Below are 16,066 nucleotides of genomic sequence, written 5' to 3' on the forward strand. Positions count from 1 at the left end.
GCGTCGATGTCTTTCAATCAGGGTCTTTTAAAGGGAAGCATGCCGATGAAACTCGCACCGAAATTTCTGGCGGCCGCACTGTGCCTTGGTCTTGCCGGCCAAGCCTGTGCCACGGACTTGAAACACTGGCCAGCCGATCAGGCCAAGGCGCTGGACGCAATGATTGCGGCCAACGCCAACAAGGGTAACTACGCGGTGTTCGACATGGACAACACCAGTTACCGCTACGACCTCGAAGAGTCACTGCTGCCGTTCATGGAGAACAAGGGCCTGATCACCCGCGAGAAACTCGACCCCTCCCTGAAACTGATCCCGTTCAAGGACACCGCCGACCACAAGGAAAGCCTGTTCAGCTATTACTATCGCCTCTGCGAAATCGACGACATGGTCTGCTACCCATGGGTCGCCCAGGTGTTCTCCGGCTTCACGCTGCAAGAGCTCAAAGGCTACGTTGACGAGTTGATGGCGTCCGGCAAACCGGTACCTGCCACCTACTACGACGGCGACGTGGTCAAGAACCTCGACGTCAACCCGCCGAAAGTCTTCACCGGCCAGGCCGAGCTGTACAACAAGCTGATGGAGAACGGCATCGAGGTCTACGTGATGACCGCCGCCTCCGAAGAGCTGGTGCGCATGGTCGCTGCCGATCCGAAGTACGGCTACAACGTCAAACCGCAAAACGTCATCGGCGTGAGCCTGCTGCTCAAGGACCCCAAGTCCGGCGAGCTGACCACCGCGCGCAAGCAGATCACGGCGGGCAAGTATGACGAGAAGGCCAACCTGGGCCTTGAGCTGACCCCTTACCTCTGGACCCCGGCGACCTGGATGGCGGGCAAACAAGCGGCGATCCTGACCTATATCGATGAGTGGAAAAAACCGGTACTGGTCGGCGGCGACACCCCGAGCAGCGACGGCTACATGCTGTTCCACAGCGTCGACGTGGCCAAGGGCGGCATCCACTTGTGGGTCAACCGCAAAGACAAATACATGACCCAGATCAACGGCATGATGGCCAAGCACGCTGCGGCCCAGGCCAAGGAAGGGTTGCCGGTCACGGCGGACAAGAACTGGGTGATCGTGAAACCTGAAGAAATCCAGTAAGACCGAGGCGCTCCAATCGTCGGAACGCCGCCCGGAGCCGGCTCACTCCCACAAGGTTTCAGGTGAAACACAGATTATGTGAACACCAAAGATCCCTGTGGGAGCCAGCCTGCTGGCGATGGGGCCATGGGTCGCATTGGAAGAATCTGTTTAAAAAACATCTCCAGACATTCTCGCAGGCTACACATTCTTGCGTAGCGGACTACGCGTGCTTCAGAATCCGCCGGCTTGTGCGCCTTGCTCCCGGGACTTACCGTTTACCTGTCGCTGAATATCAGTGATCGGGTTTGGTAGCCCGGATTTTCCAGGCGTATGGCTCAACCTTTTTGCAGTGACTTCGGCCCTGCTTTTATGGTGGTCATGCGTAGGGCACTTTCGAGTGCGCCGGGTTTCCTGGACCGGTCTACCAACCTGCGTATGGCCGCCACCCATCGTTTGGTAGCGAGGGTGATGGCTCCTTGTTTATCCAGGAGATTCATCAATGAAAAAAATCACCCCCGATCCCCCCGATTCCGAAAACCTCTCCGCCCGCGTCAACGCCACCCCGCGCAAGCCCAGCAGAATGTTCATGATCACCCCCGGCATCGACACCGAAACCCTCTTGGCCCATGCCTGTGAATCCCTGGCGTCGGCGAATGTCATGGCCAGCGATTTCGCTGGACAGCTGGAAGGCACGCAACGCAGCACGATGCTGGCGATTGCGCAGATCATTACCATGGGTGAGCTGGCCGTGAATCAGGCGCTGGATAACCTCGATCCGCAGGGTTAACGCCTTTGTAGGAGCGAGCTTGCTCGCGAAAAACCTGAGGACGCCGCTGGGTGCCAGGTTTCCAGCGTTATCGTTAATGACCATCGCGAGCAAGCTCGCTCCTACAAGGGATCGTCGCAAACAAAAATGCCCCGCACTTGGCGGGGCATTTTTATGGGCAACGGTTAAGCCTTACAGCCCGTCGAGCATCGCCTTGTTACGCACAGCACCCTTGTCGGCGCTGGTTGCCAACAGGGCGTAGGCTTTCAGTGCGGTGGTTACCTTGCGTGGACGTTTTTCCACAGGCTTCCAGCCTTTCTGATCCTGCTCGGCGCGGCGACCGGCCATTTCTTCGTCGCTGATCAACAGGTTGATCGAGCGGTTCGGAATGTCGATCAGCACTTTGTCGCCGTCCTGCACCAGGCCAATCGCGCCACCGGCAGCGGCTTCTGGCGAAGCGTGGCCGATGGACAGGCCCGAGGTGCCGCCAGAGAAACGGCCGTCGGTGAGCAGGGCGCAGGCTTTGCCCAGGCCTTTGGATTTCAGGTACGACGTCGGGTACAGCATTTCCTGCATGCCCGGGCCGCCTTTCGGGCCTTCGTAACGGATGATCACGATGTCGCCGGCCTTCACTTCATCCGCGAGGATGCCGCGTACGGCGCTGTCCTGGCTTTCGAAGATTTTTGCGTTGCCTTCGAACACGTGGATCGACTCGTCGACGCCCGCGGTTTTCACCACGCAGCCATCCAGCGCGATGTTGCCGTAGAGAACGGCCAGGCCGCCTTCTTTCGAGTACGCGTGTTCGACACTGCGGATGCAGCCGTTTTCACGGTCGTCGTCCAGGGTTTCATAGCGGGTCGACTGGCTGAACGCGGTTTGCGTCGGGATGCCCGCCGGGCCGGCCTTGAAGAAGTGATGCACCGCTTCGTCGTCGGTCTGGGTGATGTCCCACTTGGCGATGCCTTCGGCCATGGTCTTGCTGTGCACGGTCGGCAGGTCGGTGTGCAGCAGGCCGCCACGGGCCAGCGAACCGAGGATGCTGAAGATCCCGCCGGCACGGTGCACGTCTTCCATGTGGTACTTCTGGATGTTCGGCGCGACTTTGCACAGTTGCGGCACGTGGCGGGAGAGGCGGTCGATGTCGCGCAGGTCGAAATCGATCTCGGCTTCCTGGGCAGCGGCCAGCAAGTGCAGGATGGTGTTGGTGGAACCGCCCATGGCGATGTCCAGCGTCATGGCGTTTTCGAACGCCTTGAAGTTGGCGATGTTGCGCGGCAATACCGACTCGTCGTTGTCGTGGTAGTAACGCTTGCACAGCTCGACGATGGTGCGACCGGCCTGCAGGAACAGCTGTTCGCGGTCGCTGTGGGTGGCCAGGGTCGAACCGTTGCCCGGCAACGCCAGGCCCAGGGCTTCAACCAGGCAGTTCATCGAGTTGGCGGTGAACATGCCGGAGCACGAACCGCACGTCGGGCAGGCGCTGCGCTCGTACTCAGCGACTTTCTCGTCAGAAGCGCTGGAGTCGGCGGCGATCACCATGGCGTCGACGAGGTCGAGACCGTGGCTGGCCAGTTTGGTCTTGCCGGCTTCCATTGGGCCGCCGGACACGAAGATCACCGGGATGTTCAGGCGCAGGGCCGCCATCAGCATGCCAGGGGTGATCTTGTCGCAGTTGGAGATGCAGACGATGGCGTCGGCGCAGTGGGCGTTGACCATGTACTCGACGGAGTCGGCGATGATCTCGCGGCTCGGCAGAGAATACAGCATGCCGTCGTGGCCCATGGCGATGCCGTCATCCACGGCAATGGTGTTGAATTCTTTGGCTACACCGCCGGCGCGTTCGATTTCGCGGGCGACCAGTTGGCCCAGGTCCTTGAGGTGGACGTGGCCCGGTACGAACTGGGTGAACGAGTTGGCAATGGCGATGATCGGCTTTTTGAAGTCGTCATCTTTCATCCCCGTGGCGCGCCACAGAGCGCGGGCACCGGCCATGTTGCGGCCGTGGGTGGATGTTTTCGAGCGGTAATCAGGCATGAAGCACTCCGGGCGGCTAATCAGGTATCAAAAGGGAAGTGAGCTTCTATTGACGTCTGGAACACTCAGAAATGGCCGTGTGTCCGGAAGTTGCCGATAACTTTGCGGGATCGCCGCGCGCTTCAGCTTGAGCTCATAAACCCGCCGGGGGATGACTGGCGATGAATGTCGCGATTCTACACGGCTGGCGGCTGGAGGGAATGGCCACCCACCAGACAAATAAGCTCCACCCCCTGTAGGAGCGAGCATGCTCGCGATGGTCGTCAACGATAACGCGGGCGGCCTGACACCCCCGCGTCGCTCGATAGTCCATCGCGAGCGTGCTCGCTCCTACATCCACATGGCGTCCCAAAGTGGATAGTCGCCGATATGGTCGACGAGGCCTGCGCGTAGAGGGTTGGCGATGATGTACCGAGCGGCGAACTTCACGTCCTCCTCCCGGCGCAGTGCTCGGTCAAAGTAACCTTTTTGCCATACCCTCTCGGGCTGGTCTCGTTTGAGGTTAGTAGCACGGGCACTTCGGGCTTTGGTGGCTTGCATCAGTTTCGGCAAATCCCCGTTATGCAATTCAACCAGCCAGTGAAAGTGGTCCGGCATGACGACCCAGGCAATTGAGGTGGCGTTACCGGCTTCCTGAGCTCTTCTGAATTCGTTCACTACCAGGCGGCCAAGGTAAAAATCATTGAAGATCGGTTGCCGCTCGTGAGTGACAGCAGTCAGGAGATAGATCCGGCCGGATTCCGAGTGACGGCCGGTACGTAACCGATGAGCTTTTGGCTTGCTGGACATTCCGTTGTCCTCTTCTGTGGTTGGAAGGGAAACGGTAGGCGTGGGACGGGAGGTTGTCGCTTTGGCAATGGATCAGGATGTGACATGCGCCCTGTAGGGGCGAGCACGCTCGCGATGGTTTCAAAGACGCCGCTGGGTGTCAGGCTTCCAGCGTTATCGTTGACGACCATCGCGAGCGTGCTCGCTCCTACAGAGGCAGGGTGTTAGCTGTTCGGCAGCAACCGGCAGGTGATGCTCTTGATGTAGCGCGTTTCAGCGATGGCCGGGTGGACCGGGTGGTCCGGGCCCTGGCCGCCGCGTTCCAGCATCTGGATGTTACGGTCCAGGTGACGGGCGCTGGTCAGCAGGATGTTCTGCAGGTCGTCTTCCGGCAGGTGCATCGAGCACGAGGCGCTGACCAGGATGCCGTCCTTGCTGAGCAGGCGCATGGCTTGCTCATTCAGGCGACGGTAGGCGCCTTCGCCGTTCTTCATGTCTTTCTTGCGTTTGATGAATGCCGGCGGGTCGGCCACGATCACGTCGAAACGTTCTTCGCTGGCTTTCAGCTCTTTCAGGGCTTCGAAGACGTCGCCTTCGATGCAGGTCATTTTCTCTGCGAAGCCGTTCAGTGCCGCGTTGCGCTCGACGCCGTCGAGGGCGAAGGCCGACGCATCGACGCAGAACACTTCACTGGCGCCGAACGCGGCCGCTTGCACGCCCCAGCCGCCGATGTAGCTGTACAGGTCGAGCACGCGTTTGCCTTTGGCGTAAGGGGCCAGGCGTGCACGGTTCATGCGGTGGTCGTAGAACCAGCCGGTTTTCTGGCCCTGGATGACCGGTGCTTCGAATTTCACGCCGTTCTCTTCCAGCGCAACCCACTCCGGCACCAGGCCGAACACGGTTTCGACGTAGCGGTTGAGGCCTTCGGCGTCACGGGCGGCGGAGTCGTTCTTGAACAGGATGCCGCTTGGCTTGAGCACTTGGGTCAACGCGGCGATCACGTCTTCTTTATGGGCTTCCATGGTCGCCGAAGCGATCTGCACCACCAGGATGTCGCCGAAACGGTCGACCACCAGGCCCGGCAGCAGGTCGGAGTCGCCGTAGACCAGGCGATAGAACGGCTTGTCGAACAGGCGATCGCGCAGGGACAGGGCGACGTTCAGACGGTGCACCAGCAGCGACTTGTCCAGCGGCAACTTGATGTCACGCGACAGCAGGCGGGCACAGATCAGGTTGTTCGGGCTCATGGCAACGATGCCCAGCGGCTTGCCGCCGGCGGCTTCGAGGATCGCCTGGTCACCGGCCTTGAAGCCGTGCAAAGGGGTGGCCGCTACATCGATTTCGTTGCTGTAGACCCACAAGTGGCCGTTGCGCAGGCGACGGTCGGCGTTGGCTTTGAGGCGCAGGCTAGGCAGGGACATGACGTCGCTCCGGAAAAAAGAGCGGGAGTATAGCGTGTTGACGTCCGGGATAGGCTGGCAAGTGGACATGTGGCGAGGGAGCTTGCTCCCGCTGAGCGGCGCAGCCGTCCTAAAATCAGCAGTTGCCGTATATCAGGGAAACCAGCATTCGCTGGACTTGCGTCTGCTTCGCAGCCGAGCGGGAGCAAGCTCCCTCGCCACAGGAAGGTGTACGGTCGATGATTGGATTTGATGAAACTTCAAGGCGAAATGTCGGCTGGTATGTCGGATCCAACTTTATAAAGGTTAGAATCGCCGCCTGTCCCAGAGTGTGTACTTATGTCCCAAGAGCTGACCACCGAACAGATTCAACAGTCCCTGCAAGGCATCAGCGTGCCAGCGCAGCCGCAGATCATGGTGGATTTGCAGATGGAACAGTACATGCCGGACCCGGACCTGGAGGTGATCGCCAAGCTGATCTCCCAGGACCCGGGCCTCTCCGGGGCCTTGCTCAAGATCGTCAACTCGCCGTATTACGGCTTGAGCAACAAGATCGCGTCGATCCAGCGCGCGGTGAATCTGCTGGGCAGCCGTTCGATCATCAACCTGATCAACGCGCAGTCGATCAAGGGCGAGATGAACGACGACACCATCGTCACCCTGAACCGTTTCTGGGACACCGCCCAGGATGTGGCGATGACCTGCCTGACCTTGGCCAAACGCATCGGTGCGCAGGCGGGGGACGAAGCCTACGCACTCGGGCTGTTCCACGACTGCGGCGTGCCGCTGATGCTGCAGCGTTTCCCCGATTACATGGCGACCCTGGAAGAGGCCTATGCCAACGCCAGCGCCGATTGTCGAGTGGTCGACACCGAAAACCGCGTGTTTAACACCAACCACGCGGTGGTCGGGTACTACACTGCCAAGTCCTGGCGCCTGCCGGAACATGTCAGCAACGCGATTGCCAACCACCACAATGCGCTGGCCATCTTCAGCGATGAGTCGTCACGCAACAGCCAGCTGAAAAACCTGCTGGCGATCCTGAAAATGGCCGAGCACATCTGTGCGTCATACCGGGTGCTGGGCAATCAGAACGAAGACCACGAATGGAACAGCATCAGCCACCTGGTGCTCGATTACGTCGGTCTCTCGGATTACGATTTCGAAACACTCAAACAAACGATTCGCGACCTCGGGGCTCATCGCTGAGCAACGGCTAGCCTGACTCGAGAGCCCCATGCCTGAACTGCCGGAAGTCGAAACCACCCGCCGTGGCATTGCCCCGCACCTGGAAGGCCAGCGCGTCAGCCGGGTGATCGTGCGTGATCGTCGCCTGCGCTGGCCGATTCCGGAAGACCTGGATGTGCGGCTCTCGGGCCAGCGCATTGTGCTGGTGGAGCGACGCGCCAAGTACCTGTTGATCAACGCCGAAGTCGGCACGTTGATCAGCCATTTGGGCATGTCAGGCAATTTGCGTCTGGTGGAAGCCGGCCTGCCGGCCGCCAAGCATGAGCACGTGGACATCGAACTCGAATCCGGCCTGGCGCTGCGCTATACCGACCCGCGCCGGTTTGGCGCAATGCTCTGGAGCCTCGACCCGCTCAACCACGAACTGCTGATTCGCCTCGGGCCCGAGCCTTTGACCGACCTGTTCGACGGTGAGCGCCTGTTCCAGCAGTCCCGCAATCGCTCCATGGCGGTCAAGCCGTTCATCATGGACAACGCGGTGGTGGTCGGGGTCGGCAATATTTACGCGACCGAAGCCCTGTTCGCCGCCGGAATCGACCCGCGCCGTGAAGCCAAGGGCATTTCCCGGGCGCGTTACCTGAAGCTGGCCATCGAGATCAAACGCATCCTGTCGGCGGCCATCGAACGGGGCGGCACGACGTTGCGGGACTTTATCGGGGGTGACGGTCAGCCAGGGTACTTCCAGCAGGAACTGTTCGTGTACGGGCGCGGCGGTGAGCACTGCAAGGTCTGCGGAACTGAGCTGCGTGAAGTGAAACTGGGGCAGCGCGCCAGCGTCTTTTGCCCTCGCTGCCAGAGCTGAAACGCCTACGGTCTATAGTCAGTGTTCTGACTGCCTAGCCGAAGGACCGCGCCATGAACCTGTTTCGCGTTTTAATTGTTGCGCTGCTGCTGAGCGTCGGCCCGCCGGTGCTGGCGTCCAATAACGGCAGTGGCGACCCGCGCTACACGATCCAGAATCCCCCGGCGTACGCCATGATCGGCGACCTGCTGATTGCCCGACCGTTGCTGGTGGTGGCGACCGTGATCGGTGCCGGGGTATTTGTGGTGTCGTTGCCGTTCACCGCGCTGGGCGGCGGGGTCGGCGATGCCGGGCAGGCGCTGGTGGTTGATCCGGCGAAAGCGGCGTTTGTGCGTTGCCTGGGGTGTATCGGGGATGGGTTTGAGCAGCGGGAGTGAAGCCAGTCAGATCGTCGATGAGGCTGATGGCCCTATCGCGAGCAGGCTCGCTCCCACAGTAGATTTTCGGTGCGTGTCACAACGCAGTTCCCCTGTGGAAGCGAGCCTGCTCGCGATGAGGTCGGCACAGGCGCAACAAAAATACCTGGCTCAAGCCTTACCGGTAATCACCCGATACTTCGCCATCAACTGCTCTTCAGTCTCCGGATGCGCTTCATCCAGCGGAATGCAATCCACCGGGCAAACCTGCTGGCACTGAGGTTCGTCGTAGTGGCCCACGCACTGCGTGCACAGGTTCGGGTCGATCACGTAGATCTCTTCGCCTTGGGAAATGGCGGCGTTCGGGCACTCGGGTTCGCAGACGTCGCAGTTGATGCAATCGTCGGTGATGATCAGGGACATGCTAACTCCAGCCGGGGCGGCAGGCCCGGGCGCTAAAAACCAATACGCAATTGTGCCGCATTGGCGCTGTAGGAGCGAGCTTGCTCGCGAAAAACCTGAGCACACCGCGGGGTGTCAGGCTTATAGCGTCATCGTTGACGATCTTTGCGAGCGAACTCGCTCCTACAGTTCAGATTTACTTCTTGAATCGTTCAGTCAGCGCATCTGCCACGGCAGGGTGCACGAACTTGGTGATATCGCCGCCCAACGCCGCGATTTCACGGACCAGCGTTGAAGATATAAACGAGTAACGCTCGGATGGCGTGAGAAACAGGCTTTCCACATCCGGCGCCAGCTGACGGTTCATGTTGGCGAGCTGGAATTCGTATTCGAAGTCCGAGACCGCGCGCAAGCCGCGCAGGAACACGTTGGCGTTCTTCTCTTTGGCAAAATGCGCCAGCAACGTCGAGAAGCCGACGACTTCAACGTTCGGCAGATGTTTAGTGACCTCGCGGGCCAGCTCCACACGCTGTTCCAGGGGGAACAACGGGTTTTTTTTCGGGCTGGCGGCGACAGCGATGATCACATGGTCGAACAGGCGCGAGGCGCGTTCGACCAGATCGCCATGGCCCTTGGTAATAGGGTCGAAGGTACCTGGGTACAACACTCGGTTCATCGCGTCGTCCTGGCGGGAGTCCGTTGGGGAGTCGGATGGTATCGCAGCCGTCCCGGTCGGCCAAGTCGCCTGTTGGGTAAGAAAGCACTATAGACGATAGGAATATTCTCCCTTTTCATGCGTTTTTCAAACGTTCTGCCAGGGAAGTGGCGAGTTGCGCTGTCAGGCCGTAGACCGACAATTGTGGATTTGCGCCAATGCTGGTGGGGAACAGCGAGCCGTCATGGATCGACAGATTGCTGAGTTGGTGATGCCGGCCGAGGCTGTCGGTCACGGCGTTTTTCGGGTCTTCGCCCATTGCGCAGCCACCCATCACATGGGCGCTGCCCAGGCGCGTGCGGTAGAGCTCAAGGCTCAGGCCGTCGATCAGCGTGCGCGCTTCGGCCAAGGTTTTCACATAACGCGCGTCCGCGTGCATCGGCATCACGGCGCTGGCCCCGCCGGCGAACTGGATCTCGGCCATGCTGTGGAACGCCCGGCGTAAACCGTCCCAGGCGTAAGGCGAGACCTGATAATCGAGCACTGGTGTGCCGTCGCCGCGCAATTCGACGCTGCCACCGTTGCTGTCGGGGTGAAAACCGTCGCGCAGCAATGCCAGCATTGCGTGGGTGTGGGGCAGATTCTCCATGTGCTGGGCGTTTTCTTTCCCGAAACCACCGAGCAGGGTGGTGGCCAGCGCCGGGTGCAACGGCGGCACTTCCAGTTTGTAGGACATCTTGCCGGTGGTGCCGTCCTGCCATTGGAAATGGTCGGAATAGATGGACTGCGGCGCGCCGTAGAACGGATTGATTACTTCGTCGAACAGCCCGGCGGACATGTTGACCAGATGCAGGAACGTGCGTTTGCCCAGTCGCTTGTGCGGATCGGGCGCGTCGGAGCGCAGGAGCAACGCGGGGCTGTTGATGCCGCCGCCGGCCAGCACGAAATGCCGCGCCTTGACCGTGATGGTCTTGCCCGTGGGCGCCACACAGCGCTCGTCCATCGCCACGCATTGTAATCCGGTGACCTTGCCGTCCTTGATCGACAGCTTTTCAGCGCGGGCCAGGTAGAGCAGTTCGCCGCCCTTTTCCAACGTCGCCGGAATGGTTGTGACCATCATCGACTGCTTGGCGTTAGTCGGGCAGCCCATGCCGCAGTAACCGAGGTTCCAGCAGCCCCGTACGTTTCGCGGGATCACATGCCAGCTATAGCCGAGTTGTTCGCAACCTTTGCGGATCACGTCGTTGTTGGCATTGGGCGGAATCATCCAGGGCGCGACGCCCAGGCGTTGTTCCATTTTTTCGAACCATGGCGCCATTTCGGCCGCGCTGTGGCCTTTGACATCGTGCGCCGTGGCCCAGTGTTCCAGCGTCGGTGACGGGGTGCGGAAACTCGATGTCCAGTTGATCAGCGTCGTGCCGCCCACCGCCCGGCCTTGCAGGATGGTGATCGCGCCGTCCTTGCTCATGCGGCCGATGCCTTCCTGATAGAGGCTGGTGTACGCCTGGTCTTCGAGCATCTTGAAGTCGGTGCTGGTCTTGAGCGGGCCTTCCTCGATCAGCAACACCTTGTAGCCGGCGGCGCTGAGGATTTCAGCGGTCGTGCCGCCCCCTGCGCCGCTGCCGATGATTGCCACGTCCGCTTCGAGGGTCAGGTCCTGGGTCAGTTGCGCGCCGTTGTGGGTTTTCCAGCCACGGGCCATGCCATCGCGGAACAGGTCGGGTACGGGCATCTTCAGGTTCTCTTATTGTTTTTAGGTGAGGGTGGATGCTGTTCCTGTAGGAGCAAGCTTGCTTGCGATGGATCTGAAAACGCCGCGGGGTGTCAGGTTGCCAGCGGTATCGTTGACGTCCATCGCGAGCAAGCTCGCTCCTACAGTCTTAAACGGTAGGCGGTCCGGGATACCCGCAATGCACCCAAGACTCCGCCCGGCTGTACCAGGCCATCATCACCAGTTGCTGCAGCGAGCTGTGCCCCATGCGCAACAGGCTCAATGAGCTGTTTTCCCAGCGATCCAGAAAGTGCCGGATCTCATCGGCGCTGGCATTTTCCCAACTGCCCCAGATCCCCGTCAGTGGCCCGCGCGTGACGGCCATGCCCAGCACATCGAACAATTGCCGAGTGAGCTTGAGCATTTCCGGAGACAGATGATCGAGCCCGTTATCCAGGCAGTGCAGCGTCTGATCGATCGCCGCCGGCATTTTTTCGGCCGCTACAGCGCCGTCCAGCATCACCGGGATCAGCGCCCGCAGAAACAGCAGATCACCGCTGCGCAGGGTCGTAAATCCGTTCGCTGCAGCGCTCGACGAGCAGCCACTGAGGCTCGCCCCCAATCCGGCCGTCGCCAGGAAAGCCGTCGCGCCGAGGCTGAATTTGAGCAGGCCGCGACGTGACAGCGCGGGTGTATCGGACAGGCTTGGGCTCATTATTGTTATTACCCGAGGGTGACGATGGTTAGCGGATGAACAGCTTCTGAATCACTTTCTGAATGGCTTTGCCGTACGGCGGATAGATCAGTTTCGCCGCGTTGAAACGCTGTTTGATCAGCACGCCCTTGGCCTTGCTGAATGTCAGGAAACCTTCGTGACCGTGGTAATGGCCCATGCCCGAGGCACCGATGCCGCCGAACGGCATGTCGTCCTGCGCGACGTGCAGCAGCGTGTCGTTCAGGCACACGCCGCCGGAGTGAGTTTCGTGGAGGACACGGTTTTGCTCTCGCTTGTCGTAGCCGAAGTAGTACAGCGCCAACGGACGAGGCCGTTGGTTGATGTAGGCAAACGCTTCGTCCAGGTCCGCGTACGGCACGATTGGCAACAGCGGGCCGAAGATTTCGTCCTGCATCACCGTCATGTCGTCGCTGACATTGAGCAGCAGGCTGTGGCTCATGCGCCGCCCTTGGCCCTGATCGAACAAAGGAATCAGCAGCGCGCCCTTGCTGGTGGCGTCGCTGATGTAGCCGTTGAGCCGGGCCAGCTGTCGTTCGTTGATGATCGCGGTGTAGTCCGGGTTATCCGCCAATGTCGGATAAAACCCGTGAACTGCCTTGCGATAAGCTTCAACGAAAGCGCCTACACGATCTTCCGGCACCAGCACGTAGTCCGGGGCGACGCAGGTTTGCCCGGCATTGAGCGTCTTGCCGAAGGCGATGCGTTCGGCGGCATCCTTGAGCGGCACGTCGCGGGAAACGATGGCCGGGGACTTGCCGCCCAGTTCGAGGGTCACCGGGGTCAGGTTCTCGGCCGCCGCGCGCATCACATGTTTGCCGATGCTGGTGGCGCCGGTGAACAACAGGTGATCGAACCGCAGCCGGGAGAACGCCACGCCTATATCGGCCTCGCCGAGCACCACACACACCAAATCTTCGGGAAAGATCCGGCCCAGCAATTCCTTTAGCCGCACGCCAGTGGCGGGGGTCGACTCGCTGAGTTTGAGCATCACCCGATTGCCCGCCGACAACGCGCCCACCAACGGCCCGATGGCCAGGTACAGCGGGTAGTTCCACGGCACGATCACTCCGACCACGCCCAAGGGTTGATAGACAACTTTGGCCGAAGCAGGTTGAAACGCGAGACCGACCTTGCGCCGCGAAGCTTTCATCCAGCCGTTGAGGTGCTGGCTGGCGTAATGGATGCCGTGCAGGCTGGGCATCAGCTCGGCGAGTAGTGTTTCGTCGGCACTGCGGTGGCTGAAATCCTGGCTGATGGCATCTATCAGGGCCTGGCGTTCCTGGTTCAGCAACTCCCGCAACGCCTTGAGCCATTGCTGGCGCTGGGCGGCGGGCGGCATCGGGTTCGCGGCATAGGCGGCACGCTGAGCGTCGAACAGGGTTTGGAGTTCTTCCAGTGGCTGCTGCAGGTTCTGAAGGTAGGAAATGTCAGCAGTCATGGTGGGCTCCGGATTTATTGTAATGAGGAACTTTTTAGAGTCTATGCTCTATAAAGTCAAATGACATTCTGAGATCACTTGTTTTATCCGCCCGCGGATAGGTCGTAAGATGCCCCTCAACGCACTCTGAATTAAAGCCCAAGCCATGGCCCCTCGGATCAAAACCAGCGAGCGCATCGTGCAGAACAGCCTTGAGCTGTTTAATCAGCAGGGCGAGCGCAGCATCAGCACCAACCACATTGCGGCCCACATGGAGATTTCTCCGGGCAACCTGTACTACCACTTCCCCAACAAGCAGGCGATTATCGCCGTGCTGTTCAGTGAGTACGAAAGCCTGGTGGACAGCTTCCTGCGCCCGCCTCAAGGGCGACCGGCCACGGTGGACGACAAGCGTTTCTACCTTAAGGAACTGCTGGCGGCGATGTGGCGCTACCGGTTTTTACATCGCGATCTGGAGCACTTGCTCGACAGCGATCCTGAACTCGCCGCCCGTTATCGGCGCTTTTCCCAGCGCTGCCTGATCCATGGCACTCATATTTACGCGGGCTTCGTCGAAGCCGGCATCCTGTGCATGGACAAAGTGCAGATCGAGTCCTTGACCCTCAATGCGTGGATCATCCTCACGTCCTGGGTACGTTTTCTGTGCACCACCCGGGAAAACTCCAATCACCTGAGCGAACAGGCGATTAAACGCGGGGTGTATCAGGTGTTGGTGCTTGAGGCCGGTTTCGTCACGGATCAGTCCCGCGCGGCGGTCGATGCCCTTTACGAAGAGTTTTACGTGCCGCTGGCCCAAGCGCTGGAAGAAGTGCATTAGGATCAGACATCGCTGACATCACAGGAGCCCGTTATGCCGATTGCGCAATTGATCAGCCCGCAAGCACTGGACCTGAAAAAGGACCAGCCAGGGCTGGTGATTCTGGATTGTCGTTTTGCCCTCGAAGACCCGGATTACGGGCAGCGCAGCTATGCCGAAGGCCACATTGCGGGCGCTCGCTTTGCTGATCTTGAACGTGATCTAAGCGGGATAGTGATCAAGGGCGTGACCGGCCGCCATCCGTTGCCTGAAGCGCAGGACTTGATCGAACGACTGCAAGCCTGGGGCATCAACAACGACAGCGAAGTGGTTTTGTACGACGACGGTCCGGGTGCATTCGCGGCGCGGGCCTGGTGGTTGCTGGCCTGGCTGGGCAAGCGCGATGGCGTGTTCATCCTCGATGGCGGGCTCAAGGCCTGGCATGCGGCCGGTTTACCCCTGAGCCTGGATGCGTGCGATATCACGCGCGGGACCTTTAGCGGAGCGCCAGACAAGGCGCTGGTTTTGAGCGCCGAACAGCTTCAGCAACGCCTTGGCCAGCCGGCTTTGACTTTGCTCGATGCCCGCGCATTGCCACGCTTCAAAGGTGAAGTGGAACCAATTGACCCGATTGCCGGGCACATTCCGGGGGCGCAATGCGCGGCGTTCAACGAGAACCTTGGCAGCGACGGGCGTTTTCTGCCGGCGGAGCAACTCAAGCAGCGATTTGCCGCGAAGCTCGAGCAGCGTTCACCTGAGGATCTGGTGGCGTATTGCGGCTCTGGCGTAACGGCCTGTCACAACCTGTTTGCGTTGTGTCTGGCGGGTTATCCGTTGGCTTCGCTGTATGCCGGGTCGTGGAGCGAGTGGATCAACGATCCTGCGCGGGGCATCGCCACCGGCGAGTAAACACACATCCCCTATAGGAGTGAGCCTGCTCACGATGAAGTCATAGCATTCAGCATTGATGCTGACTGTTACACCGCTATCGCGAGCAGGCTCGCTCCCACATTTAGATCTTCATTGTCTTCAATATCCAGGCAGTTGCCGCGCACTGCGATACGCACCCGGCCCCACCCCGTAAACCTGTTTGAACTGCCGGCTCAGATGACTCTGGTCGGCAAAACCCAATTGCGTGGCCACTTCCAGCGGCAGGCAGCCGCCCTGTAACAACGCCCGCGCCTGGGCGATGCGCTGCTGCATCAGCCAGGTGTGCGGCGGCATGCCGGTGGCGCGGCGGAACACGCGGGTGAAGTGGAAGGGTGACAGGTTCACCGCTGCGGCCAATTCTTCCAGTGAGGGTGGCGCGGCCAATTTCGCTTGCAGCAATTCCTTGGCCAGTGTCACCGCCCGGTGCTCCTTGCCGGGCTTGCCGGCGTCCGGGACCGCCGCATGACGCTGCAACAGCGAGAGCATCATTTCCCGCCAGACTGTCTGCTGTTGCAGGGCGGTGGACGGACTTTCCAGCAACCGATGCAATTGGCAAAAACCCTTCACCAGGTCCGGGTCGCGGTACAGCGTGGCGCCAAAGGCGGGCAGGTGGGCGGTCGGCAATTCCAGTTCGTCCAGCAGCGCCAGAATCTGCCCGCTGTCGGGGTAAAACGCCCGATACAGCCAGCCATCCTCCGTCCCTTTGTGGCCGGTGTGCAGTTCGTCCGGGTTGATCAACACCAGCGTGCCGCTGCCCGCCAGGTGTTCGGCACCGCGATAGCGATACCGCTGGGCCCCGGCCATGATCATGCCGATCACAAAACCATCATGCACGTGGGGCGCGAAGCGGTGTTCGATGTAGCGCGCCGACAACAACTCGACCCCGGCCAAGGGCGCGGTTTGCCAGAAGCGGATCGACTCGCCCTGATCGTTGGTCATGA

At 60.4% G+C, this 16,066-nt stretch carries 16 protein-coding genes; 7 read left to right on the forward strand and 9 right to left on the reverse strand.

What is annotated here, in order from left to right; all coding sequences use genetic code 11:
• Positions 1-45 precede the first annotated feature (45 nt).
• Both EJA72_RS16725 and EJA72_RS16730 read left to right on the forward strand, forming a co-directional pair.
• On the forward strand, positions 46-1,101 hold the full coding sequence (locus tag EJA72_RS16725) for a haloacid dehalogenase-like hydrolase (RefSeq protein WP_157712540.1): 1,056 nt from the start codon (positions 46-48) through the stop codon (positions 1,099-1,101).
• A gap of 481 nt (positions 1,102-1,582) precedes the next feature.
• Entirely contained in the window at positions 1,583-1,870 is a 288-nt protein-coding gene (locus EJA72_RS16730; RefSeq protein WP_157712541.1) for a DUF6124 family protein, read from the forward strand.
• A gap of 171 nt (positions 1,871-2,041) precedes the next feature.
• On the opposite strand, the gene ilvD is transcribed toward EJA72_RS16730, so the two are convergent.
• The 3 genes from ilvD to EJA72_RS16745 form a co-directional block, all read right to left on the reverse strand.
• The gene (ilvD, locus tag EJA72_RS16735) at positions 2,042-3,883 is read right to left on the reverse strand and encodes a dihydroxy-acid dehydratase (RefSeq protein WP_157712542.1); all 1,842 of its coding nucleotides are present in this window, start codon (positions 3,881-3,883) and stop codon (positions 2,042-2,044) included.
• 330 nt (positions 3,884-4,213) lie between these two features.
• A complete protein-coding gene (locus EJA72_RS16740) occupies positions 4,214-4,672 on the reverse strand; it encodes a transposase (protein ID WP_157712543.1) in 459 nt (152 codons plus the stop codon).
• A gap of 203 nt (positions 4,673-4,875) precedes the next feature.
• Positions 4,876-6,072 (reverse strand): class I SAM-dependent rRNA methyltransferase, encoded by a 1,197-nt coding sequence (locus EJA72_RS16745; protein ID WP_157712544.1) that lies wholly within the window; start codon positions 6,070-6,072, stop codon positions 4,876-4,878.
• A gap of 372 nt (positions 6,073-6,444) precedes the next feature.
• Here EJA72_RS16745 and EJA72_RS16750 point away from each other — a divergent pair, with 372 nt between their 5' ends.
• Genes EJA72_RS16750 through EJA72_RS16760 form a run of 3 tightly spaced genes read left to right on the forward strand, consistent with a single transcriptional unit; the run spans position 6,445 to position 8,478 of the window.
• Positions 6,445-7,260, forward strand: coding sequence for an HDOD domain-containing protein (locus tag EJA72_RS16750; RefSeq protein WP_178129400.1), 816 nt, complete (start codon positions 6,445-6,447; stop codon positions 7,258-7,260).
• A gap of 28 nt (positions 7,261-7,288) precedes the next feature.
• Complete coding sequence (gene mutM, locus EJA72_RS16755; protein ID WP_157712546.1) at positions 7,289-8,101, forward strand: bifunctional DNA-formamidopyrimidine glycosylase/DNA-(apurinic or apyrimidinic site) lyase; 813 nt, start codon at positions 7,289-7,291, stop codon at positions 8,099-8,101.
• Between the two features lie 53 nt (positions 8,102-8,154).
• Positions 8,155-8,478: a multidrug transporter gene (locus tag EJA72_RS16760; protein ID WP_157712547.1), complete on the forward strand. Its 324-nt coding sequence runs from the start codon at positions 8,155-8,157 to the stop codon at positions 8,476-8,478.
• A 150-nt stretch (positions 8,479-8,628) separates the two neighbouring features.
• Here the strand turns inward: EJA72_RS16760 and EJA72_RS16765 are convergent, their stop codons facing one another.
• From EJA72_RS16765 to EJA72_RS16785, 5 genes are all read right to left on the reverse strand, one after another.
• A complete protein-coding gene (locus tag EJA72_RS16765; RefSeq protein WP_048722619.1) occupies positions 8,629-8,880 on the reverse strand; it encodes a YfhL family 4Fe-4S dicluster ferredoxin in 252 nt (83 codons plus the stop codon).
• A gap of 175 nt (positions 8,881-9,055) precedes the next feature.
• Positions 9,056-9,535, reverse strand: a complete 480-nt coding sequence (coaD, locus tag EJA72_RS16770) for a pantetheine-phosphate adenylyltransferase (RefSeq protein ID WP_045059801.1) — start codon at positions 9,533-9,535, stop codon at positions 9,056-9,058.
• A 115-nt stretch (positions 9,536-9,650) separates the two neighbouring features.
• Positions 9,651-11,246, reverse strand: a complete 1,596-nt coding sequence (locus EJA72_RS16775; RefSeq protein WP_157712548.1) for a GMC family oxidoreductase — start codon at positions 11,244-11,246, stop codon at positions 9,651-9,653.
• Between the two features lie 148 nt (positions 11,247-11,394).
• Positions 11,395-11,940 carry a twin-arginine translocation pathway signal protein gene (locus EJA72_RS16780; RefSeq protein ID WP_157712549.1) on the reverse strand — a complete coding sequence of 182 codons (546 nt, stop codon included), beginning with the start codon at positions 11,938-11,940 and terminating at the stop codon, positions 11,395-11,397.
• 28 nt (positions 11,941-11,968) lie between these two features.
• Entirely contained in the window at positions 11,969-13,399 is a 1,431-nt protein-coding gene (locus tag EJA72_RS16785; protein WP_157712550.1) for a coniferyl aldehyde dehydrogenase, read from the reverse strand.
• A 145-nt stretch (positions 13,400-13,544) separates the two neighbouring features.
• Between EJA72_RS16785 and EJA72_RS16790 the strand changes: the two genes are divergently transcribed.
• Together EJA72_RS16790 and EJA72_RS16795 are read left to right on the forward strand one after the other, a co-directional pair.
• On the forward strand, positions 13,545-14,216 hold the full coding sequence (locus EJA72_RS16790; protein ID WP_157712551.1) for a TetR/AcrR family transcriptional regulator: 672 nt from the start codon (positions 13,545-13,547) through the stop codon (positions 14,214-14,216).
• A gap of 33 nt (positions 14,217-14,249) precedes the next feature.
• A complete protein-coding gene (locus EJA72_RS16795) occupies positions 14,250-15,104 on the forward strand; it encodes a sulfurtransferase (protein ID WP_157712552.1) in 855 nt (284 codons plus the stop codon).
• 120 nt (positions 15,105-15,224) lie between these two features.
• Here the strand turns inward: EJA72_RS16795 and EJA72_RS16800 are convergent, their stop codons facing one another.
• The gene (locus EJA72_RS16800; RefSeq protein ID WP_157712553.1) at positions 15,225-16,064 is read right to left on the reverse strand and encodes an AraC family transcriptional regulator; all 840 of its coding nucleotides are present in this window, start codon (positions 16,062-16,064) and stop codon (positions 15,225-15,227) included.
• Between the last annotated feature and the right edge of the window lie 2 nt (positions 16,065-16,066).

Origin of the sequence: Pseudomonas sp. PB120, assembly GCF_009761815.1 — a bacterium.
Classification (GTDB): Bacteria; Pseudomonadota; Gammaproteobacteria; order Pseudomonadales; family Pseudomonadaceae; genus Aquipseudomonas.